The organism is Chloroflexota bacterium, from assembly GCA_038040195.1.
Taxonomy (GTDB): Bacteria; Chloroflexota; Limnocylindria; order QHBO01; family QHBO01; genus DASTEQ01.
Genome location: JBBPIR010000001.1, coordinates 398,142 through 417,086, shown reverse-complemented (window position 1 = coordinate 417,086; position 18,945 = coordinate 398,142). Strand labels below are relative to the sequence as shown.

General features: G+C 69.5%; 21 protein-coding genes and 2 tRNA genes. 9 read left to right on the top strand and 14 right to left on the bottom strand.

Features of this window, described 5'->3' with window-relative positions:
• Positions 1–29: 29 nt before the first annotated feature.
• On the bottom strand, positions 30–1,079 hold the full coding sequence (locus AABM41_02105; protein ID MEK6191099.1) for a substrate-binding domain-containing protein: 1,050 nt from the start codon (positions 1,077–1,079) through the stop codon (positions 30–32).
• Positions 1,080–1,221: 142 nt separating this feature from the next.
• On the opposite strand from AABM41_02105, the gene AABM41_02100 reads away from it, so the two are divergent.
• Together AABM41_02100 and AABM41_02095 are read left to right on the top strand one after the other, a co-directional pair.
• A complete protein-coding gene (locus tag AABM41_02100) occupies positions 1,222–1,581 on the top strand; it encodes a TSUP family transporter (protein MEK6191098.1) in 360 nt (119 codons plus the stop codon).
• Between the two features lie 139 nt (positions 1,582–1,720).
• Positions 1,721–3,343 carry an alkaline phosphatase PhoX gene (locus AABM41_02095; GenBank protein MEK6191097.1) on the top strand — a complete coding sequence of 541 codons (1,623 nt, stop codon included), beginning with the start codon at positions 1,721–1,723 and terminating at the stop codon, positions 3,341–3,343.
• A gap of 67 nt (positions 3,344–3,410) precedes the next feature.
• Here the strand turns inward: AABM41_02095 and AABM41_02090 are convergent, their stop codons facing one another.
• The 4 genes from AABM41_02090 to AABM41_02075 all read right to left on the bottom strand — a co-directional run bounded on the left by AABM41_02090 (position 3,411) and on the right by AABM41_02075 (position 6,962).
• On the bottom strand, positions 3,411–3,740 hold the full coding sequence (locus AABM41_02090; protein ID MEK6191096.1) for a hypothetical protein: 330 nt from the start codon (positions 3,738–3,740) through the stop codon (positions 3,411–3,413).
• Between the two features lie 19 nt (positions 3,741–3,759).
• Positions 3,760–3,834: transfer RNA gene (locus AABM41_02085), tRNA-Lys, on the bottom strand.
• 21 nt (positions 3,835–3,855) lie between these two features.
• The gene (locus AABM41_02080; protein MEK6191095.1) at positions 3,856–5,799 is read right to left on the bottom strand and encodes a long-chain fatty acid--CoA ligase; all 1,944 of its coding nucleotides are present in this window, start codon (positions 5,797–5,799) and stop codon (positions 3,856–3,858) included.
• Complete coding sequence (locus tag AABM41_02075; GenBank protein ID MEK6191094.1) at positions 5,796–6,962, bottom strand: acyltransferase family protein; 1,167 nt, start codon at positions 6,960–6,962, stop codon at positions 5,796–5,798. Before AABM41_02075 ends, AABM41_02080 begins: the two co-directional genes overlap by 4 nt.
• Positions 6,963–7,048: 86 nt before the next feature.
• Between AABM41_02075 and AABM41_02070 the strand changes: the two genes are divergently transcribed.
• The 4 genes from AABM41_02070 to AABM41_02055 all read left to right on the top strand — a co-directional run bounded on the left by AABM41_02070 (position 7,049) and on the right by AABM41_02055 (position 9,151).
• Entirely contained in the window at positions 7,049–7,966 is a 918-nt protein-coding gene (locus tag AABM41_02070; protein ID MEK6191093.1) for a glycosyltransferase family 87 protein, read from the top strand.
• 165 nt (positions 7,967–8,131) lie between these two features.
• Positions 8,132–8,485, top strand: coding sequence for a hypothetical protein (locus AABM41_02065; protein MEK6191092.1), 354 nt, complete (start codon positions 8,132–8,134; stop codon positions 8,483–8,485).
• 212 nt (positions 8,486–8,697) lie between these two features.
• Positions 8,698–9,027 (top strand): sporulation protein, encoded by a 330-nt coding sequence (locus AABM41_02060; protein ID MEK6191091.1) that lies wholly within the window; start codon positions 8,698–8,700, stop codon positions 9,025–9,027.
• 49 nt (positions 9,028–9,076) lie between these two features.
• Positions 9,077–9,151 (top strand) — tRNA-Met (locus AABM41_02055).
• A 45-nt stretch (positions 9,152–9,196) separates the two neighbouring features.
• On the opposite strand, the gene AABM41_02050 is transcribed toward AABM41_02055, so the two are convergent.
• A complete protein-coding gene (locus AABM41_02050) occupies positions 9,197–9,754 on the bottom strand; it encodes a nitroreductase family protein (protein ID MEK6191090.1) in 558 nt (185 codons plus the stop codon).
• Between the two features lie 104 nt (positions 9,755–9,858).
• On the opposite strand from AABM41_02050, the gene AABM41_02045 reads away from it, so the two are divergent.
• The 3 genes from AABM41_02045 to AABM41_02035 are packed head-to-tail and all read left to right on the top strand — an operon-like array spanning position 9,859 to position 12,759.
• Positions 9,859–11,328, top strand: coding sequence for a cbb3-type cytochrome c oxidase subunit I (locus AABM41_02045; protein MEK6191089.1), 1,470 nt, complete (start codon positions 9,859–9,861; stop codon positions 11,326–11,328).
• A gap of 4 nt (positions 11,329–11,332) precedes the next feature.
• Positions 11,333–11,893 carry a cytochrome c gene (locus AABM41_02040; GenBank protein ID MEK6191088.1) on the top strand — a complete coding sequence of 187 codons (561 nt, stop codon included), beginning with the start codon at positions 11,333–11,335 and terminating at the stop codon, positions 11,891–11,893.
• Entirely contained in the window at positions 11,890–12,759 is an 870-nt protein-coding gene (locus tag AABM41_02035) for an NAD(P)H-hydrate epimerase (protein MEK6191087.1), read from the top strand. The genes AABM41_02040 and AABM41_02035 overlap by 4 nt, the downstream gene beginning before the upstream one ends.
• Positions 12,760–12,787: 28 nt before the next feature.
• Here AABM41_02035 and pyrE read toward each other — a convergent pair whose 3' ends face one another.
• The 8 genes from pyrE to AABM41_01995 all read right to left on the bottom strand — a co-directional run bounded on the left by pyrE (position 12,788) and on the right by AABM41_01995 (position 18,928).
• Positions 12,788–13,417: an orotate phosphoribosyltransferase gene (gene pyrE, locus AABM41_02030; GenBank protein ID MEK6191086.1), complete on the bottom strand. Its 630-nt coding sequence runs from the start codon at positions 13,415–13,417 to the stop codon at positions 12,788–12,790.
• 27 nt (positions 13,418–13,444) lie between these two features.
• Complete coding sequence (locus AABM41_02025; protein ID MEK6191085.1) at positions 13,445–14,266, bottom strand: hypothetical protein; 822 nt, start codon at positions 14,264–14,266, stop codon at positions 13,445–13,447.
• Positions 14,263–14,589, bottom strand: coding sequence for a hypothetical protein (locus AABM41_02020; GenBank protein MEK6191084.1), 327 nt, complete (start codon positions 14,587–14,589; stop codon positions 14,263–14,265). Before AABM41_02020 ends, AABM41_02025 begins: the two co-directional genes overlap by 4 nt.
• A gap of 12 nt (positions 14,590–14,601) precedes the next feature.
• Positions 14,602–14,958: a hypothetical protein gene (locus AABM41_02015; GenBank protein MEK6191083.1), complete on the bottom strand. Its 357-nt coding sequence runs from the start codon at positions 14,956–14,958 to the stop codon at positions 14,602–14,604.
• Between the two features lie 33 nt (positions 14,959–14,991).
• Entirely contained in the window at positions 14,992–16,380 is a 1,389-nt protein-coding gene (locus tag AABM41_02010; GenBank protein ID MEK6191082.1) for a dihydroorotase, read from the bottom strand.
• Positions 16,374–17,321 (bottom strand): aspartate carbamoyltransferase catalytic subunit, encoded by a 948-nt coding sequence (locus tag AABM41_02005; protein ID MEK6191081.1) that lies wholly within the window; start codon positions 17,319–17,321, stop codon positions 16,374–16,376. The genes AABM41_02010 and AABM41_02005 overlap by 7 nt, the downstream gene beginning before the upstream one ends.
• Positions 17,318–17,869 carry a bifunctional pyr operon transcriptional regulator/uracil phosphoribosyltransferase PyrR gene (gene pyrR, locus AABM41_02000; GenBank protein MEK6191080.1) on the bottom strand — a complete coding sequence of 184 codons (552 nt, stop codon included), beginning with the start codon at positions 17,867–17,869 and terminating at the stop codon, positions 17,318–17,320. The genes AABM41_02005 and pyrR overlap by 4 nt, the downstream gene beginning before the upstream one ends.
• Positions 17,870–17,950: 81 nt before the next feature.
• Positions 17,951–18,928 (bottom strand): HIT domain-containing protein, encoded by a 978-nt coding sequence (locus AABM41_01995; protein ID MEK6191079.1) that lies wholly within the window; start codon positions 18,926–18,928, stop codon positions 17,951–17,953.
• Positions 18,929–18,945 lie beyond the last annotated feature (17 nt).

Sequence of the window (18,945 nt, the reverse complement as noted above, 5' to 3'; positions counted from 1 at the left end):
CTGGAGGGAGAGAGGGAGATCAAGGCCGGCTAGCGGCTCTCCCACGCAGCGCGCGTCTCGTCCAGGTCGGCCGGATCGAGGGCCACATAGTCGGCCTCGGTCACGAAGGCGATGCCCTCGTCCGAAAGGTAGTAGTCCACGAAGCCCTGGAGCGCGGGATTCGCGTCCGCCCGCACTGTGTTGACGTAGATGTACAAGAAGCGGGACAGCGGGTATTCGGCCGACGCAATCGTTTCGGGAGTGGCGGCCACGCAGCCGTCGCCCTTGTCGACCTCCAGCAGCTGGACGCGGTCGGAGTTCTCGTCGGCGTAGGCGAAGCCGACCCAGCCGAGCGTATGAGGCGCATCTTCCGTGCCCGCGACACCTTCGATGATGACGTTGTCATCACCCGATGGCGTGTAGTCCGGGCGTGTGGTGCGCTCCTGCTCGCGCTCATCGGCAATGCCCCGAATGGCAAGTTCGACGAAGCTGTCAAACGTTCCCGACTCCTCACCCGGAGCCGTGACGTCGAGCGGGAAGGCACCGTAAGGCGCATGCGACTCGCCGCGCTCGGTTCCCAACTGCGCCTCGAGGTCGGCCGCGAGCGGATTCGCGGCGTCCCACGTCTCAAACCTCTGCGACTCGGGGCCCAGCAGGGCGTACAGGTCGAGGAAGCTCATGCACGTGGCGTCATCGTTGAAGGCGGACGTGATGACGGCCATTCCGTCAATCGCGATCTTCAGCTCGACGTACTCCACGCCGGCATCCTCGCAGAGCGCGATTTCGTCGTCGCTGATGGGGCGTGAGGCGTCGCTGATGTCGGTCTCGTCATTGCAGAACAGCGCGAAGCCGTCGCCGGTCCCTGGCCCATCGACGAAGTAGGTCACTTCCGGATGTATGGCGCCGAAAGCCTCGGCTACCAGGCTGGTAATGGGCTTGACGGTCGAGGATCCCGAGACCTGGATGTCGCCGGCCAGTTCGTCGCCGCTGGGGGCGGCTGCCCCGCTCTCTGATGGCGACCCGCTCGCGGACGGCTGGCAGGCCGCGATCAGCAGCAGGCCCGCAAACAGCACTGCAAGCGGGCGGAGGGGGGAAATCACGATGGAAACTCCTTCAGGCGTGGACATTTGCCATTCCATGCTGGCGCGGCGGCCTCAAGCGATCGTCAGCCGTACATCAACGCTTTGTAAAGCCCGGGCACCTACGATGGGCACACTCGTAAAGGCGTGAGGAGGTCGTATCGTGCAGTTTTTCCTGGGCGGTCTCATCGGGTTGGCTGGAGGCGTTCTGTCCGGCCTCTTCGGCATAGGCGGCGGGCTGATCATCGTGCCGGCACTGATCCTGCTCCTGGGCATGACGCCGAAGCATGCGGCCGGGACGTCGCTGGCGGCGCTCCTGTTGCCAGTTGGCATCCTGGGCGCGATCGAGTACTGGCGTGCGGGGTACATCGACGTCCCGTTGGCTCTTCTGTTGGCCCTAGGCATCCTGATCGGCGCCTTCATAGGCGCTCGCGTGGCCGTCGGTCTGCCGAACGAGCTCATCCAGCGTGCGTTCGGTGTTCTGCTGGTGGTGATTGGAGTCCGGCTGGCCCTCTGGGTGTGATCGTTACGGTGCGTCTATGCACCGAAATCGGGCGTCCGGCGCCGCTCCCGCGAGCCACGAGCCTCGAAATGAGGCACCATAGTGGCCCCACCCGGGGGTCTGGCATCCCGCCCACCGAATGTGACAGGAGGCGTGCCCCATGACTCCGGTACTCGGGCGGTCCCGACGCTCCGTAGGAGCGATCCTGGCTGCCCTCGCCTTGACCCTCACCCTTCCCGCCAGCTCGATTGGCGCCCCCCACGGTTACAACACAGCCTCGGACCCCTACCTCGAGTTCACCGCGGCGGTCACCGACCCGGCGGCCGAGATCATCGCCCTCATCAACTCCGGCGAGGATCCGTTCGTCGATGACGACTTCTTCCAGGGCATTCCTGATGGGATCGGCGTACGGCCGGGGCCTGATGGCTCGGGCTACGTGGACGTGTTTGTCGCGCACGAGCAGTCCCACGTTCCGTTCGGGGGCAAAGCCGACCTCCAGGACTCGTCGGTATCACGGGTCCGGGTCGACATCGCTGAGCAATCGGTCACCCAGCTGGAGAACCAGATCATCTCGGGCGTCATCCCGGGCGGCGCCGGATTCCTGCGCTTCTGCTCGGCCTTCATGGCCGGCCCCGAGCATGGGTTCGACAACTACACCTTCCTGGTCAACGAGGAGTCGAACGAGACGATCCTGAGCGTGCCGCCGGGAGCGGTGTACGGGCCAGACCCGGCGATCGCCCCGAATCGGCAGGCTGGTTACAGCGTATGGCTGGACACGGAGACTGGCGAGTTCGACGTGATCAGCCGCGCGGGCCGGCATAACCACGAGAACACGGTCGTCATCCCCGGCGACTGGAAGAAACTCGCCATCCTTTCGGGGGACGACACGTTCGTCGCCCCCTCGTCACAGCTGTACCTGTACACCGCCAACGACGCGGAGCAGATGATGGCCGACAAGGGCCAGTTGTGGGCCTTCCAAGTGACGGCCACCAACGGCACTCCGTTGGCTGACCCCTATGACCCGCTCGCCCTCGACGCCGCCAACGACTACCTGGAGATCATGGCGGGCGACGAATTTAGCGGTCGGTTCATCCACGTCCCCACGGACGTGGCGCGGGGCGTCACCGGCGAGGCGCCGCAGACCGCCCTCGAGAACTGGTCGAACGCGAACAACGTGTTCCAGTTCGTCCGGGTCGAGGACCTCGCCTATGACCCGGACAATCCGCGGGAGGTCTACTTCGCGGACACCGGCACCGATCGTCTGCAAGAGAGCGGAACCACGGGCCGCCTGTTCAGGGGGCCTTTGGGAACCGGCGTGACGTCGAACGGCCGCATCTTCAAGATGGTCCTCAACGAGAAGGACCCGCGAATCGTCGACTCGTTCAGCATCTTCGCGGACAGCGCAGATGCCGCTTCCGCCTTCGTCAACCCGGACAACCTCGACGTAGGGCACAACAGCATCATGGTCCAGGAGGACTCCCTCAGCGCCAACGACATCTGGCAGTACTCCTTCGCAGCCGAAACTTGGACCAAGGTCGCCTCGGTGACTGGGACCGGCTCCTCAGCCGAGTCGAGCGGCATCGCGCGGCTTGAGGACACCGCGTTTGGGGCTGGCTGGTGGGCACTCGACGTGCAGGGGCACCAGGACCTAGCCGCGTTCACGGATCCGCAACCTGGTGGCGACCCGTACATCTGGGTCGGGCCGCCGAGCACGGCTACCGGCCCGTATGTCAAGCGCCTTGAAGACGGTCAGTTGCTGCTGATGTACATCCCTGGGAGTTAGCTGTCAGATCTATCAAAACCGATGCGAGGGCCGCCCTCCGGGGCGGCCCTCGATGGTGTTCGCCCCGTCAGGGCGCGCGGCGCGGCGCCTTCCGGCGGGTCCGCGACAGATAGACGGCCGGGATGCCGGCTCGCAGGAGAGGGATGCCGCCGACCCCCGCGGACGGCGAGCTCTGAAGCGTGTGAACTACGTCGGCGACCGCGTACAGGCGGTGCGCTCCGCCCGGGTCGATGTACTCGACCATGTCCCCAACGCGCGGCAACGGCGCCGCGTACTCGATGTCCGCCGCGTCGTAGCCGCCCCGACGCGGGAAGTACAACGTGAAGGGCATGCCGACTGGCCAGTCAGCGCCTTCGGCCGGCTGATCCTTTCCTTCTGCCCGGCTCTGCTTCGCCATCTCGGTAGCTCCTGAATGCTGGAGGGCCGTGTGGGATTCGAACCCACGACACGAGGATTAAAAGTCCCCTGCTCTGCCGCTGAGCTAACGGCCCCGCGCCATCGTACGGCGGCGGTCAGCCTGACGCGGTGGCCGTTGGTTCGGGCGAGGCCTCCGGGGACGCGGCAGATCGCGGCGACTCGGCGCTACGACCACGCAGCGGCTCGGTTCGGGGTCGGTCGAACAACTCGGCCACCTGCTCCGGGAAGCTGGCCATGACCACCGATCGGACCGGCGAGCCTGCCGCATCGACCTCCCCGGCTGCCGCGCTCAAGGGACGTGGCAGGACCGCGATCCGACGCGGTCGCTCGTATGTGGCGAACTCGGCGGTCATGCGATCCACCTCCTGGCGAAGCAGCGCGGCGACCTCGGGGCGTGCCAGGAGCCGAGCGCCATCATCGGCGTCGCCATCGGCATCGCCTCCGGTCACGCCGGACCACACGCGGATTGCCGCCAGGTCGGGCACCAGCAGGCCGCCGGTCGCGTCGCGGTCGTCCCCGAGTAGCACCGCCTGCGCGATGTATGGCGATTCGAGCAGCGCCCGTTCGATAGGGGCAGGCGCTACGTTCTTGCCGGTGGCCAGCACGAGCAGGTTCTTGAGCCGGCCCGTGATGCGCAGGCGCTGAGCTTCGTCGAACTCGCCGATGTCCCCGGTTCGCAGCCAGCCTTCCGCGTCCAGCACGCGCGCCGTGTCCGCCGGCCGGTCGAGGTAGCCGAGCATGACCTGTGGGCCGCGGACCAGGATCTCGCCGCTTCCTGGATCGATCCGCATCTCGGTCCCGGGAAGGGGTGGCCCGACCGTGCCGTATCGGTAGGTCGCCAGTCGATTGACCGTGAGGGTCGGGGCGGTCTCGGTCAGGCCGTAGCCTTCCAGGATCGGGAACCCCATCGAGTCGAAGAAGACGCCGGTCGGCTCCGGCAGCGCCGATCCGCCCGAGATGAAGAAACGCAGACGGCCGCCGAACGCGCCTCGGACCTGCGCCAGCACCGTCCGCTGCGCCAGCCAGCGACGCAGGCGAAGCCAGGGTCCATCGGTCAGTCCGGCGAGGTGGTTGCGGTAATGCTGCCGACCCAGGCCGGTGGCCCAGTCGAACAGGGCCCGGCGATAGGCCGGTCCGGTCGCCACACCGGTCTTGATCCGATGCTCAATCCGCTCGAAAAACAGCGGAATGGAGGCCATCATGGTGGGTCGGACCTCGCCCATGTCGGCTGCCCAGCGCTCGATCTGGCGCTCCGCGAAGGCGATCGTGGCCCCCGCTCCGAGTCCGGCCAGCATGGCGCCGCCGCGCTCGAACATGTGGCTCATCGGGAGTACCGAGAGCATGACGTCCGCCGACGTGATTGGGATTGCCTCCACCGTGGCGTGAAAGGAGTGCAGCAGGTTGGCATGGGACGCCACGACGCCCAGTGGGTCGCCGTCCACGCCAATGGTGTGGACGATGGTCGCCACCTGGGCTGGGTGAATTGTTCGCCAGATCCTCTCCCAATCGGCGCGAGCCTCGGGGGACGAATCCGCGTCCTGCACCAGGTCGGCCAGGGTCATCGCGGCACCACCGGCAGGCTCAGGTTCGAAGAGCACGATCCGGGCATCCGGCTCTGAACCGGATGGCGCCGAGCGCAGGCGCCCGAGGAGCTTGGCGTCCTCCGCGAACACCAGCCGTGGGCCAACTCGCCGGGCGATCTCGGCCATCCGGGCCGGCGGGTCGCCGGGATAGAGCGGACACGTGACCGCGCCGAGTGCCATGCAGGCGAGATCGGCGACCAGCCATTCCGGCCGCGATCGACTCAGGATCATGACCCGGTCGCCGGCGCCGATGCCCATCCGGCGCAGGCCGATCGAGGCGGACGCGACCTGCGCCCACAGCTCGGCGTAGGTCCAGCTTGGCCAGCCACCGCCGGCCTTCCAGCGGATGGCTTCCTTGTCAGGGGTGCGCTCCACCGTGCGCCAGATCAGCTCCACCACGGACCGTGAGCGGTCGGCGGCCGCGACCGCGAGGGGCTCACCCGAAACCACCGTCACGGCGGCGCCTCCGCCGGAGTCACGGAAGCCGCCGTACTCCGCCGCAATCGGCGGCTGAGCGCGGTGGTCGCCATGTCCAACCCCACGCACAACGCCACCGTCGTGACCCCGGCCACGAGGAGGATGAGGCCGAACTTGACCCACAGCCCGGCGGAAAGTCCGACTACCACGGCGGCCACGACCACCGTCACCGGGTGATGGAGGACGTAGAAGGGGAGGACCATCTCGCTGGCCCAACCCAGGAATCGGGGCCGGGCAGTGAGGTAGGTGGCTGCCACGCCGACGAGGACCAGGGCCATCACCCAGCCCAGCGCCGTGCGCCACGCCACGTAAGCCAGTCCGGCTGGCGTGAAGCCCGGGGCGTGCTCCAGGTCCAGCGGTGAGCCGAGGAGCACGACCGGGAGATAGGCGACCGCGATGATCGGGACCAGCCACAGGGTCACCCGTCGGCGGCGGAGGATCGCGCCCAACATCCGTCGGTCGGCCATGGCTGAAATCCCTATGACGAAATACGAGAGCCACAGCGCGAAGTCAGCCCAATCGCGGTAGTCGGGGAAGAGTGGGCGCAGGATGAGCTGCCCCGCCACTACCGGTAGGAGGAGCAGGATCAAGCCCCACGGGCCATCGGCGAGGCCACCAATCCGAAGGTCGCTCCCCGCGGCGCGCCGAGCGCGCAGCCACGACAGGAGGGGCAAGGTCAGCAGGACGTACAGGAACAGGAAGGCGAGGAACCACAGGTGGTGGCCGTACTCGCCGAACCAGCCAGGGTTGGGGTAGAAGCGAAGGTCGCCCAGGTAGATGCCGAGGAACGCCAGGGGGCTCGCCTCACCCCCGGCTGCGAGATGTGCCACCCAGGCCTGCGGCGGGCCCAGGATCACCAGGCCCAGCACCAGAGGGATGAGCAGACGGCGCAGGCGCAGCCCGGTGTGGCCGCCGATACCCCGGCGCTCGACCGCCAGCCAGGTCGCCGCGCCGGCCAGGAAGAACATCAGCGGCATCCCGACCATGTAGCCGAATCCGGACAGCAGGCTCAGGACCAGGCTCTTGTCGGGGTCGTTCACGAGCCACGTCGTGAGCACGAACGGCTGGGCGGCGTGGAACACGAATGCCCCGAACACGACGATGACCTTGAGCCAGTCGATCCAGTTGAGCCGCTCGCGCACGGCGGTAAGTCTGCCAGAGCGACCCCAGCCAAATTAACCCTCGCCTCTTCCCTTCGTGGCTCACCTCTTCTACGATCCGTGGTCCGATGGAGGCCGTCGCGGCGTTCGCCCGCGCCCGATGGCTGGCGGCCGATGGCAAGCCGGCCAACTGGGTGCTGCGCCTGACGCCCCTGCTCGTCGTCGTCGTCACTGCGACAGGCTTCACGCTCGCCGGCGTCGCGTCCAACTTGACCGTTGACTACCTGGGCTGGGACAGCCGCGCCTACTACGACGCGCTGCGGAGCCCGGATCCGTACGCCGGAGCGGCGGTTGGTGTGATCGGCTCCTATTTGTATCCGCCGCCGTTCCTTCAGGTGCTGGCGCCCGCGGGGCAGCTGCCGTGGCCGGCCTTCATGTTCGGCTGGACCGCATTGCTGGCCGGGGTGGCGGTGGCCATGCTCCGTCGGGTCCCGCGCCAGTACCGCACGATGTTGCCACTCCTCGTGCTCCTGGCCGGCGCCGATATCTGGGCAGGCAACATCAACCTGCTGCTCGCCTACGGGGTGGTGATTGGGCTAAGCGTGCCGGCGGCCTGGGCCGGGCTCGCGCTCACCAAGGTCACCCCCGGCGTGGGCGCGCTGTGGCTGGCCTTCCGAGGCCGCTGGCTGGAGTTCGGGCTGGCGGTCCTTGTCACCGTGGCGGGAGCTGCGGCCTCGTTCGTCGCCGCGCCCCAACTATGGGGAGACTGGCTATCGGTGGTGTTCAGCGAAGGTGCGGGCGGGGGATACGCGGCATCGGTGCCGATCCCGCTCTTTGTCCGCCTCCCGCTGGCCGTTGTCGTGCTGTGGTGGGCCGCCCGCACCAACCGTGCCTGGCTGGTGCCATGCGCCTGTCTGCTGGCGCTTCCGGTGATCTGGTTCAACGGGCTGTCCCTCCTGCTCGGGGCAGCCGCCCTGCTGGAGACGCGGCCGGCGTCGGCCACCGCCCCGGCCTCCCCGCGTGCGGAACCGGCCACCGCGGGGTAGGGTATGGCCCCGGAAAAACGCAACGGAGGAGAACCCATGCGACGCGGATACCAGATACTCGCAGTTGTTGCCCTGCTGTCGTTAGCCCTGGCTGGCTGCGCCCAGAGTGCAAGCGAGAGTCCAGCCGACGAACCAGCGGGCTCGGCGGCTGCAGGTGGCACCACCGTGAACGTCACGCTCCAGGAGTTTGCCGTGGTGCCCGACGCCGAGAGCGCTTCGGCCGGCGACGTCACGTTCGTGGTGACCAACGAAGGGCCGGACGACGTCCACGAATTTGTGATCATCCGGACCGATCTCGACCTCGGTGACCTTCCCGTCGATGAGCACGGCGCCGTGACAGAGGCCGGCGAGGGGATGGAGGTCATCGACGAGATTGAGGACCTAGCCGTGGGAGACACCGCCGAGCTGACGGCGACCCTGGAAGCCGGCAACTACGTCCTGATCTGCAACATCTACGACGAGACCGAGCTGGAAGCCCACTACGCCGAGGGCATGCGGATCGCATTCACAGTCGAGTGAAGCTGATCTGAATAAGGACCCATAGCCCCGAACGCGCCGCCGATAGGCGGCGCGTTCGTCTATGTGAGCGGCCGCTCCTGGCCATCCTGACGCGGGACGGCGGCCAATGGGGGATGGTTGAGATGGAGCCCGGTGCCCACAAGCCCACTTGATGGCCCTTGGCGCGGATCCGCCTAGACTGGAGCCACCAGACCGATGTAGAGGTGCGAGCCATGAACGTTGACGAGATGCTGCAGGGAGCGCGGGACACCATGACCGTCTCCCGCGTGTACGGCGAACCGATCGAGCGCAACGGGGTCATGCTCATCCCCGCCGCGGACATTAAGGGTGGCGGCGGCGGAGGCAGCGACACCGAGCACAACGGAGGAGGCGGGTTCGGGGTGAGCGCCCGACCGGTGGGGACCTGGATCATCCGCGGCGACAAGGTCACCTGGGAGCCGGCCATCGACGTCAACCGGATCGCGCTGCGGGGAATGGTGGTTGCGATCGTGTTCCTGTTCGTCGTCCGCTCCATTGTCAAGAGCTTCGCGCGGCGCGGTTGACGATCTTGCAGGTTTGACCGATGCGCGACCTCCCGGTACCCTAGGAGGTCGCGGGGTGGAGCAGCGGTAGCTCGTCGGGCTCATAACCCGAAGGTCGGCAGTTCGAATCTGTCCCCCGCAACCAACGCTTAGTCCCACGAACCCCGGGTCCGACCGCCCGGGGTTCGTCCTATTCCGTTCCTGGCCAGTCCCCGTCGAAGACCGTCTCGTCGCGTGGGAGGCGGGCCTGGCCCGGCGGTGACTTTGGCTTCTGGGCTTCCGGCGTGGGGTGCCCGAGGGCCATGAGGGTGCGGACCATGCGGTCCGCCGGCAGTTGCAGGATCTCGCGTGCCGCAGGAAGGACGTCCGGCCGGACCCAGGCGATCCCCGCCGCCAAACCCAGCATTCCGGCCGCGATGAGCATCCGCTCCGCAGCCCGGCCATCGTCGTAGGCGTGGGACACCCCCCGCTCGGGGTCATCGGGGAGGACGATGGCGACGACCGCGGTCGCGGTCTTCAGGGCGCGGGTCTGGGGCAGGCCGGCCGCCTCGAGGCGCGCGATGGTGGTCCGGTCGCGGATGACGAGGAACCGCCATGGCTGGGTGTTGCGGCTGCTGCCCGTCCAACGGGCGACATCGGTGATGGCTCTCAGCTCGCCATCGGTCGGGGCCTGGTCGGTGAACTCGCGGACCTGGCGCGCGCGGAGCAGCGGACGAACCGTGTCGCGAAGCGGCGGGGGATGGGTCATGCCCTGATTGTGCCCGCTACAATGCCGCCGGGTCGCCCCGGCGGCGGCCCGGGGTGCGGAACCGTCCCACACCGGATCTCAGTCAGGAGGGCGCGCGCGCTCGCATGACCGGCAACCTCAAGCGGCTGCGCCCGTACGAGCAGCCGCCCAAGCCGCGCCAGCAGCTTCTCCCTTCTGGCCCCGACGCCGCGGCCATGGGGTACTTCGGATTCGGCGCGCTGTGGTTGCTCACGGCGACCGGGATCGGGAGCCTGGCCGCGGCCCAGATGGTCATCTCGGGGTTCCAGCTCGTCGTGGAGGAGCTGCCCTTCGGGCTGGCTATCGCGTTCACGTCGGAGACCGTCGCAGCCGGGTTCCGCCACACCTTTGTCTGGGGTTGGCTCACCAACGCGGCGCTGGGCGCCATCTTCTTCATCACCCCCCGGCTCACCGGTCGTCCGCTGGCCCGTCCCCGGATGGGGATGCTGGGCATGATCACCTGGAACATCGGCTTCGCCGCCGGACTGACCGTTCTGTACCTCCCCGCCCTCGCCGGTACCGGGACCCTGACTGCCTTCCCGCTGCCGGTGAATCTCGTCCTCCTGCTCGGCCTGGTCCTCATCAACGGGTCGTTCTGGAACAGCCTCCGCGGCCTGCAGCGGCCGTTCGTGGGTCTGGCCTGGTTCGGGGTGGCCATGCTCACCCTGTTTGGACTGACTGCCGCTGCGACCGTGACCGGAGTCCTGGACCTCGACCCGACGGTTGACCGACTTACGGAGGCCGTATGGGTGCGCGGCCTGTCACTCCTGTGGCTGCTGGGGGCGGGGATCGGCGCTCTCCACTACCTCATCCCGCGGCTGACAGGGCAGCCATTGGCGTCAGGGTCCTTGGCGTGGTTCGGGTTGGGCGCGTGGGTGATCCTCAGCGGGGTGTCGTCCTTTGGCGCGGCCGTGCACCCTTCCGTCCCGTACGCCCTGGTCAGCGCCGGCAACGCGGCCACCCTGATGCTCCTCGTGCCGGCCGTCGCCATCATCGGTAACCTGTCGATGACGTTGCGAGGCCGATGGTTCCTGGTCCTGTCACCGGGTCCCATGGCATTGGCGGTGACATCCCTGACGTTCCTCGGGGGCAGCGTGCTCCTTGCCGGTGTCGAGTCCCTACGCGCGGTGCAGACCGCGGTGGCCCGCACCGAATGGCCCTTCGGCCTGGCCGCGTTCGCGCTCGGCGGAGCGTTGACCATCGGTTTGCTGGCGGTGGCCGAGCATGCCTGGCCTCGGATGCTGCACCGATCGCATTCAGGTGGACTGTTGGCTTACATCGTCACCTGGGCCGCGCTGGGCGGCGCGGCGGTGGCCGGCGTGGCTCTCATCGCCGCCGGCCTGTTCCATGTCGGCATGGTCGCCGACGGTATGCCTCCGGACGAGATCTCCGCCAACCTGCTTCCCATCCACCTCATCGCGTGGGCCGGGATGGGTCTGCTGGGCCTGGCCGGGGCAGGACACGCGCTCGGCGCCTATTTGCTGGCGGCCCACGGCCGGCCTGTGCGCACCACCACGCCGGGCACGGCTCAGGTCGCCGCGCCGGCGGGACACTGACCCGATGACTGGACCGCCACCGGTCGAGACCGGCAACGAACGGATCCCGCTCTGGATGGTGGGATTTGGGGCGACGGTCCTGCTGCTGGGCGTCGTTTCACTCGGCTTGAACCTCGAGGGCACCAACCCGGACCTGGTTGGGGCCGGGCCCAGCGGTCCGCCGGCGAGCGGTCCGCCGGCAAGCGGGGAGCCGCCGAGTGGTGCCCCGCCGAGTGGTGCCCCGCCGAGTGGTGCCCCTCCGAGTGGTGCGCCGCCCAGCGGCGGCGCTGCGGACGCGGTGACGCTCATCGAGCGCTCGCAGTGCCAGGCCTGCCACGGTACCGACCTGTCCGGCCAGGGGATATTCCCCAGCCTCCACGGCATCGCGGCCGGACCCAAGAGCGACAACCTCCAGCAGCTGGGGGCGGATTTCCCCGACACCTGGCCCAACCTGTGGATCGATGGCAGCGGGCCTGAAGTCGCCGGGCTGGACCGGGGCGGCATGCCGGTCTTCGGCGGACCTGATGGGACGCTCACCCCCGACGAGATCGCGACCATCGTCGAGTACCTGCTGACCCTCGAATGACCGATCCGGGCGTTGGCACGCCCGGGGCCGACGCGCGCACCCGGTCGGTGCTGATCGGCGCGGCCGAGATGGCGGCCATTGACGAGGCCGCGCAGAAGCTGGGCCTGACCCAGGACGCCCTCATGGAATCCGCCGGCGCCACGGTGGCCGAGGTCGCCTTCACCGAGCTGGTGCGCCTGGCCGAGCCGGTCGTGGGTCCCGGTGGTCCGCTGACGGAGCGGCTGCTCAGCGTCGTGCTGTGCGGGACCGGCAACAACGGCGGGGATGGATTCGTGGTGGCCCGCCGCCTGGCGGCTGCCGGGCAGCAGGTGATCGCGGTCCTGGTCGGGGACGCCGGGAAGATCGCCGGGCCGGCCGCGGCCCACAACTGGGCGGTCCTCCAGGCCATGGCCGCGGCCGGCTCGCTCCAGGTGTTCATCGCACCCAGCGCCGAGCTGCTGGTCAGCTTGCGCGCACGCCTCTCCGGGGCCTCGCTGCTCGTCGACGCCCTGCTGGGGAGCGGCGCCGCGGGCCCGCTGCGGGAGCCGATCGCCAGCGCGGTCCAGCTGATGAACGCGATTCGGACTCATGCCGCCGCGGCGGGCCGACCGTGCCGCGTGCTGGCGGTCGACACGCCGACCCTGATCGGGTTGACCGGCGGCGAACAGTCCGACCCGGTGGTCGCCGCCGACCTGACCGTGACCTTTCATCGGGCCAAAGCCGGCTTCGCGCTCGATCCCGAAGCCCGGCGCCTGGCCGGCCGCTACCTGGTGGCTCCGATCGGGATCCCGATCGAGGCTGAGGCGGGAATCGTGCCCGCCGACGGGGAGTTCCCGCCGGGCCGCATCACCGAGGTCACCTGGCAAGACCCGTCCGGAGCGGCCTGAGGCCGCGGTTAGCGCCGGGGGGGCGCCCTCACGGCAGTCCGCTGCTCCCCGGGGTCTCGAGCCAGTCCCCGGCCTCGCACAACGGGCAGTACTGCGGCTGCCAGGCAGCGATCTCGATCCGACCCACCGCCAGCACCGGGACGCCGATCTCGACCGGCTCCGATGACCGGTCGACCATGACCACGGCCGCCGATGCCCTCCCCCCGACGCGCTCCACCGCGTCCGCGGTCTCGCGCAGGGATGAGCCTGTGGTCAGGATGTCGTCGACCAGGACCACGGTGTCGCCACGGCTGACCTCGAATCCCCGCCGCAGCTCCCGGCCGGCGCCCAGACCGACCGGCTCCGCGAACAGGCCCCGCACCTCCCAGCCCAGGAGGGCCGACAGGTGTCGCGCTGTTTCGAAGGCCAGCAGGACGCCACCGGTGGTCGGCCCCACCACCACGTTCGGCGCCTCGTGCATGACTTTCTTGGCCATCCGGCGGCAGAGCTCTGACGCCAGGGTCGGGTACTGGAGGACGAGGAACTTCTCCAGGTAGCGGGGGGAGTGGAGCCCACTATTCAGGCGGAAGTGGCCCTCCCGCAGGGCGCCCGCGTCGCGGAAGAGGTCCTCGATCGAAGCCGTGGCGAGGTCGTTCGGCAGGGGAACGCCCCGCGTCATCGGTCCAGGCAGCATGGTTTGATCGGCTCAGTCGTAGACGGCGCTGAAGTCGACCGCCGGGTAGCGCTCGGTGAGCGCCTCGGTGACCCACTGGAGGACGTCGGCCGGGTCATAGAACTCGGCCACCGTCCGCGCATCGGTCACGGTCAGGCCCTCGCGGTGCGCCTCGACCGGCTCACCGCCACGCGGCGGCACATCGGCCAGGTTCAGGGTGGTCTCGAAGCGCCCGTCACCTCGCAGGACGAGCATGTCGTCCGCCTCGTCGAGGAGGACGATGTCCCCGGTCCGGCGCAGCGCATCCTCGCCGTTGCCCACGAACTCGCGCAGCAGGCTGGCCTGCTGCTCCTGGAGCTGGGACCGGTAAGCATCAGCGAGTTGCCACAACCGCTGTGCCGCGATCGTCTCCTGCTGCTCGGCGGGCAGCTCGGCCTGCCAATCCTCCTCGGTTTCGGCCGGCGCGGCCTCGTCCTCGGACAGCTTGTCAGCGGGCGCGAGGTGGTCGAGCGGGTTGCGCGCGGCCTCCATCAGCCACGCCAGGATGTCGGCGGGGTTGTACAGCTCGACCAGCTCGGAAATGGTGTCCACCTCCTGCTCCTGGTCATACCACTCGCCGTCGGCCGGGTCCTGATAGGTCAGGCGGGTCACCCACAGCTCGTCGACCGGGTGGTAGCGCAGGAAGTCCTGCTCGTCGTCGACCAGGGTCAGTGGACCGACCTCCCGCAACCGGTCGCGGTTGGCCTCCAGGAAGCGGCGCAGCAGCTCGGTGGCCTCCACGATGAAGTCGCGCCGCTCCAGCTCGGCTTCCTCGGCCAGCTCGCGGAGGGCGACCAGGCGCGGCGAAGTGGTCATGGCTTGTACACCAGGTCGGGGCCCATTCGCTCGCGCAGGAAGATGACGTGCTTGGTGTCCATGATCGACTCCGCGACCCGATGCCCCCATCGCCGGGTGCCTGGATCGGCATACAAGGCGTCGAGGACCGCGTAGTTCGGCAGGTCCAGGATGACCACGTTGTTCCACTCGGACCCTTCGGTCACATTGAACCAGCCGATGAACCGAATCCCGTAGCGGGCCTCGTACTCGCGGGCCTGCTTCGGAAACCGGGTCCGCATCCCCCACTTGAAGATCGTGTCGCGGCCCTTGCGGACGTTGAAGAAGGTGACCATCAGCGGCACGGGGCGCTGCTCCTAGCTCTGGTCGTTGGGCGGGTCGGTTGGCTGGCTGTCGGATCGAGGGGCATCAGTATCCGATGCGTCGCTCTCGATTGTCAGGGGTGGGGCCGTCGCACCATACGTCCGTCCGCGCCCCGTCCGACGCGCGGCGAAGAAGACCCGGAGCAGGAAGACCGAGGTCATGCTGATGAAGAACAGCAGGATGATGGCGACGACCAGCATCGCGGTCAGCAGCCAGACCGGCCAGCTCAGGCTGAAGACCCCGATCGGGATGAACAGCAGGATGAGCGCGAACAGCACCGCCTGAACGGTGAAGCAGCCCAGCCCGGGGCCCTCGTTCGGGTCGAGCTCCTCGTTCATGCGGATGCTCATGCGGCCCCGCATCGTGCCACAAGCGCGCGGGCTTCACTCCGAACCGATCAGGCCGGCGTCGTACGTGATCCGCCCGGCGGCCACCGTCAGCCGCACCACGCCCGGCAGGTCCATGCCGACCAGCGGCGTGTTGGCCGACCGGCTGGCCAGGGCCGCGCGCTCGACCCGCCAGCTGCGCTGGGGGTCGAAGACGACGAGGTCCGCGTTGGATCCGGCGGCCATCGAGCGCGCCTCACCGATGAGAGCGGCCGGGCGGGTTGACAGGGCCGCCAGCAGCGTCGATAGCTCCAAGTGGCCGGCCGCGACGGCCGCCAGACCGATGCCGAGCGCGGTTTCCAGCCCGATCAGGCCTGGCGCGGCCTCGGCGAAGGGCACGGCCTTGCGCTCGGGCGGGTGGGGGGCGTGGTCGGTGGCGATGGCATCCACCGTCCCGTCGGCCACCGCGGCCAGCAGGGCCATCGCATCGTCGCGCGTGGGGAGGGGAGGATTCACGCGGCACACCCCGTCGTAGGCGAATGCCGGATCCAGCCCGGCCGATGCGCCCGGCTCGGGATCGTGACCGTTCTCCCACGCGAAATGGCGGTCTCCGGCCACCCACGCGTCGGTCAGCGCCAGGTGGTGCGGCGTTACGTCGCAGGTGACACGCGTCCCGCTGGCGCGGGCGCGCCGGATGGGCTCAAGCCCCGCGGCGGTGGCCAGGTGCGTGAAGTGAATCCAGCCTCCGGTCTCGGCGGCCAGCGCCAGGTCGCGCTCGACGATGGCCAGCTCGGCGCTGGCCGGCCAGCCACCCAGGCCCAGCCGGGTGGCGGTGGGCCCGCCCCGCATCAGGCCCCCGGCTGCCAGGTCCGGCTCCTCGGCGTGCTCGACCAGCGGGAGGCCCAACGACGCAAGGTAGGCGAGTGCCTGCCGGGCTACCGCCGCCGGGGCGACCGCGACTCCATCGTCGCTGAAGCCGATCGCCCCGGCGGCCGCCAGCGCCCCGTGGTCGGTCAGCTGTTCCCCGGCACGGCCGCGGGTGGCGGCGGCCACGACACGCACACGGGCGGCGGCGTGGGCGGCTTCGGCCAATAGGCCCCGCACCCGGAGCGCATCGTCGAGTGGTGGATCGGTGTTCGGCATCGCGCATACCGTGGTGAAGCCGCCGTGTGCCGCCGCCCGGGTCCCGCTGGCTATCGTCTCGGCTCCCTCGTCCCCCGGAGTGCGCAGGTGCGTATGGAGGTCGCACAGTCCCGGAGCGGCCACCAGCCCGGCAGCATCGATGCGCGGGATGCCGGACGGGGCGTCGCCATTGCGGATCACCCCGTCCGCGACCACGAGGTCGCGGACGACATCGGTATTCGTCGACGGGTCGATGACCCGCACGCCGGTCAGCGCGAAGGTGGCCGGCGGATCAGCGAGGGACCCGAATCGGTCGATCACCATCGGTCCATTTCCACCGCCAGCAGGGACAGGACCGCCATCCGGATGGGGACCCCGTTCTCGACCTGGCGCCCGATCAGGCTGCGAGGGTCGGTGGACAGCTCGGCGGCGATCTCAACTCCTTCGTTGGCCGGGCCCGGATGCATGAGCCACGCCCCGGGGCACGCGCGCTCGAGCTTCTCCGCGGTCAGCCCCCAGCGCGAGACGTACTCGCCCAATGACGGGACTCCGCTGCCGGCCGCCCGCTCGCGCTGGACGCGGAGCGCCACCACCGCGTCGGCACCGGACAAAGCCGTGGCGAGGTCGGTCACGACCGACACGCCGGGCCAGCCCGCGAAGGGGTTGACCCAGGCTGGCGGTCCGCTGAGAACCACCGAGGCACCGAGCCGAACCAGGGCATGCAGATCCGATCGGGCGACCCGCGAATGGGCCGCGTCGCCCACGATCACAACCCGCGCTCCCTCCAGCGAGCCCAGCGCCTCGCGCAGGGTGAGCGCATCCAGGAGCGCCTGGGTGGGGTGGGCGTGGGTGCCGTCGCCGGCATTGAGGATGGCGGCCCGCTCCAGCGAGCGCGCGGCCAGGTACGGCGCTCCGCTGGCCGCGTGGCGTAACACGACCATCCGGACCCCGGTCCGCTCCAGTGTCCGCAACGTGTCGATCAGCGACTCGCCCTTGGCCACGCTGCTGCCCGCCACCGATAGATCGGTGACCGTGGCCCCGAGTTCGCGAGCCGCCAGCTCGAAGCTGACCCGGGTCCGGGTCGACGGCTCGTAGAAGGCCAGGCCCACCGCCAGGCCGCGCAGGCTGTCGGGCAGCTCCCTGGCGGCCCGGCGGCCGCGCAGCTCGACGCCCAGATCGAGGACCGCCTCCAGCTCCGCCCGCGACAGCTCGTCGACGTCCAGCAGGTGGCGCCGGGTCCAGGTGGAGATCCAGGTGGCCGTCACGCCGGGGCTCCATCGGACCGGGTGAGGACCACCTCGTCAACCCCATCGGTTTCGACCAGGCGGACATGGACCACCTCGTCTGCGCTGGTGGGCAGGTTCTTGCCCACGAAATCGGGCCGGATGGGGAGCTCGCGGTGTCCGCGGTCGACCACCACCGCCAGGCGCACGGCCCGCGGGCGACCGTGATCGGTCAGGGCGTCGAGGGCGGCCCGGATCGTTCGGCCCGTGTACAGGACGTCGTCGACCAGCACCACCGTGCGATCGGAGACGTCAGGGCCCAGGTCGCTGCGCTTGACGATGGGCGCGTGGGCCAGCCGGGTCAGGTCGTCTCGGTAGAACGTGATGTCCAGCGAGCCAACCGGCGGGCGGACGTGCTCGTGCTCCTCGATGAGCCCAGCCAGCCGCTCGGCCAGCGGATGGCCGCGAGTGCGCAATCCAACCAGGACCAGGTCATGGGTGCCCTCGTGGCGCTCGACGATCTCGTGCGCAATCCGGGTCAGGGCCCGGCGGAGGTCATCGGCGTCGAAGATGCGGCGCTCGGAGGTCATTGGTTCGGCTCCTTGGCGGCCTCACCGGACCGCGTTAAAGGGGCGCTTCGGGGACGGCCGGAGTATGACACCTGGCGACCCTCAACGGGGTGCGCGGGCCAGGTGGTCGCGGAGGACCTCGGCGGCGTACTCGGGCGCGGCGGGGTTCACCGCCAGCGCGGTGGCGCGCTCCAGGCCGGCGATGACTCGCAGCCGCGGATGGAGCTCCCAGTGCCAGTGGTAGGTCTGGTCCAGCCGCTCCCCGGCGGGCGCGGTGTGGAGGAACAGGTTGTACGGCGGGTCGCCCAGGACCCCGAGCGCGCCGAGGGTGCGCTGAAGCGTGGCACGGCAGGCGCCGATCGCTTCGTCGTCGAGGCCGGTGAAGTCCGCCGCATGCTCGCGCGGGATCACCAGCAGCTCGAAGGCCGAACGGCTGGCGGCCGGGGCCACGACCACGAACCGCTCGTCAGCCAGCACCAGGCGCGCACCGTTCTCCTCCTCGGCGGCGGCCATCGCGCACCACACGCAGGCCTGGCGGGAGATCATGTGGCGCGCGCCGCCGCCGATCTCTTCCGCCACGCGGTGCGGGATCTGGGGGATCGCATACAGCTCGAAGTTCAGGTGCTGGGTCCGCGACCCGGCCTGGCGGCCGTAGGACTGGAGCGCCTGCACGTACATCGGCTCGTCCGGCGGTCGGGCAGCGGCGCCCAGCTCCAGCATCCCGTCGCGCACGGCCCGCAACAACCGCTCGGCGAGATGTGGCTGCGCATCGGCGAACCGCTCGTGGTGGTCGCGCGGCCCGACCACGATCTCCCACGACCCGCGCGAGGCGGCCACTTCGGGGAGCATCGACAGTTGGGCCGCCGGCTCGCGTCCGGCCTCCACGATCTGGAACGCGTCGGCTCGCAATGTCACCCTCCGGACGTCGTCGTCATCCCCCTCCGGCGCCTCGTCACAGTGGCGGCAGTGGGTCCCTTCCACCGGCGCCGCCTCGACCGTGAACGAGGCGTGTTCGAACGCCCGGTCGGTGACGATCGCCGACCACCAGCCCGTGACTGGGTCCCGGCGCAGCTCGAACATCGCCGCGCAGCCCGGCG

What these genes read in the sequence shown, in the direction of transcription:
- AABM41_02040 (MEK6191088.1), top strand. Translation starts at nt 11,333, where the DNA reads ATGACTGGACCGCCACCGGTCGAGACCGGCAACGAACGGATCCCGCTC.
- AABM41_02035 (MEK6191087.1), top strand. Translation starts at nt 11,890, where the DNA reads ATGACCGATCCGGGCGTTGGCACGCCCGGGGCCGACGCGCGCACCCGG.
- AABM41_02060 (MEK6191091.1), top strand. Translation starts at nt 8,698, where the DNA reads ATGAACGTTGACGAGATGCTGCAGGGAGCGCGGGACACCATGACCGTC.
- AABM41_01995 (MEK6191079.1), bottom strand. Translation starts at nt 18,928, where the DNA reads ATGTTCGAGCTGCGCCGGGACCCAGTCACGGGCTGGTGGTCGGCGATC.
- AABM41_02010 (MEK6191082.1), bottom strand. Translation starts at nt 16,380, where the DNA reads ATGGTGATCGACCGATTCGGGTCCCTCGCTGATCCGCCGGCCACCTTC.
- AABM41_02090 (MEK6191096.1), bottom strand. Translation starts at nt 3,740, where the DNA reads ATGGCGAAGCAGAGCCGGGCAGAAGGAAAGGATCAGCCGGCCGAAGGC.
- pyrR (MEK6191080.1), bottom strand. Translation starts at nt 17,869, where the DNA reads ATGACCTCCGAGCGCCGCATCTTCGACGCCGATGACCTCCGCCGGGCC.
- AABM41_02070 (MEK6191093.1), top strand. Translation starts at nt 7,049, where the DNA reads ATGGAGGCCGTCGCGGCGTTCGCCCGCGCCCGATGGCTGGCGGCCGAT.
- AABM41_02050 (MEK6191090.1), bottom strand. Translation starts at nt 9,754, where the DNA reads ATGACCCATCCCCCGCCGCTTCGCGACACGGTTCGTCCGCTGCTCCGC.
- AABM41_02045 (MEK6191089.1), top strand. Translation starts at nt 9,859, where the DNA reads ATGACCGGCAACCTCAAGCGGCTGCGCCCGTACGAGCAGCCGCCCAAG.
- pyrE (MEK6191086.1), bottom strand. Translation starts at nt 13,417, where the DNA reads ATGACGCGGGGCGTTCCCCTGCCGAACGACCTCGCCACGGCTTCGATC.
- AABM41_02025 (MEK6191085.1), bottom strand. Translation starts at nt 14,266, where the DNA reads ATGACCACTTCGCCGCGCCTGGTCGCCCTCCGCGAGCTGGCCGAGGAA.
- AABM41_02095 (MEK6191097.1), top strand. Translation starts at nt 1,721, where the DNA reads ATGACTCCGGTACTCGGGCGGTCCCGACGCTCCGTAGGAGCGATCCTG.
- AABM41_02015 (MEK6191083.1), bottom strand. Translation starts at nt 14,958, where the DNA reads ATGAGCATCCGCATGAACGAGGAGCTCGACCCGAACGAGGGCCCCGGG.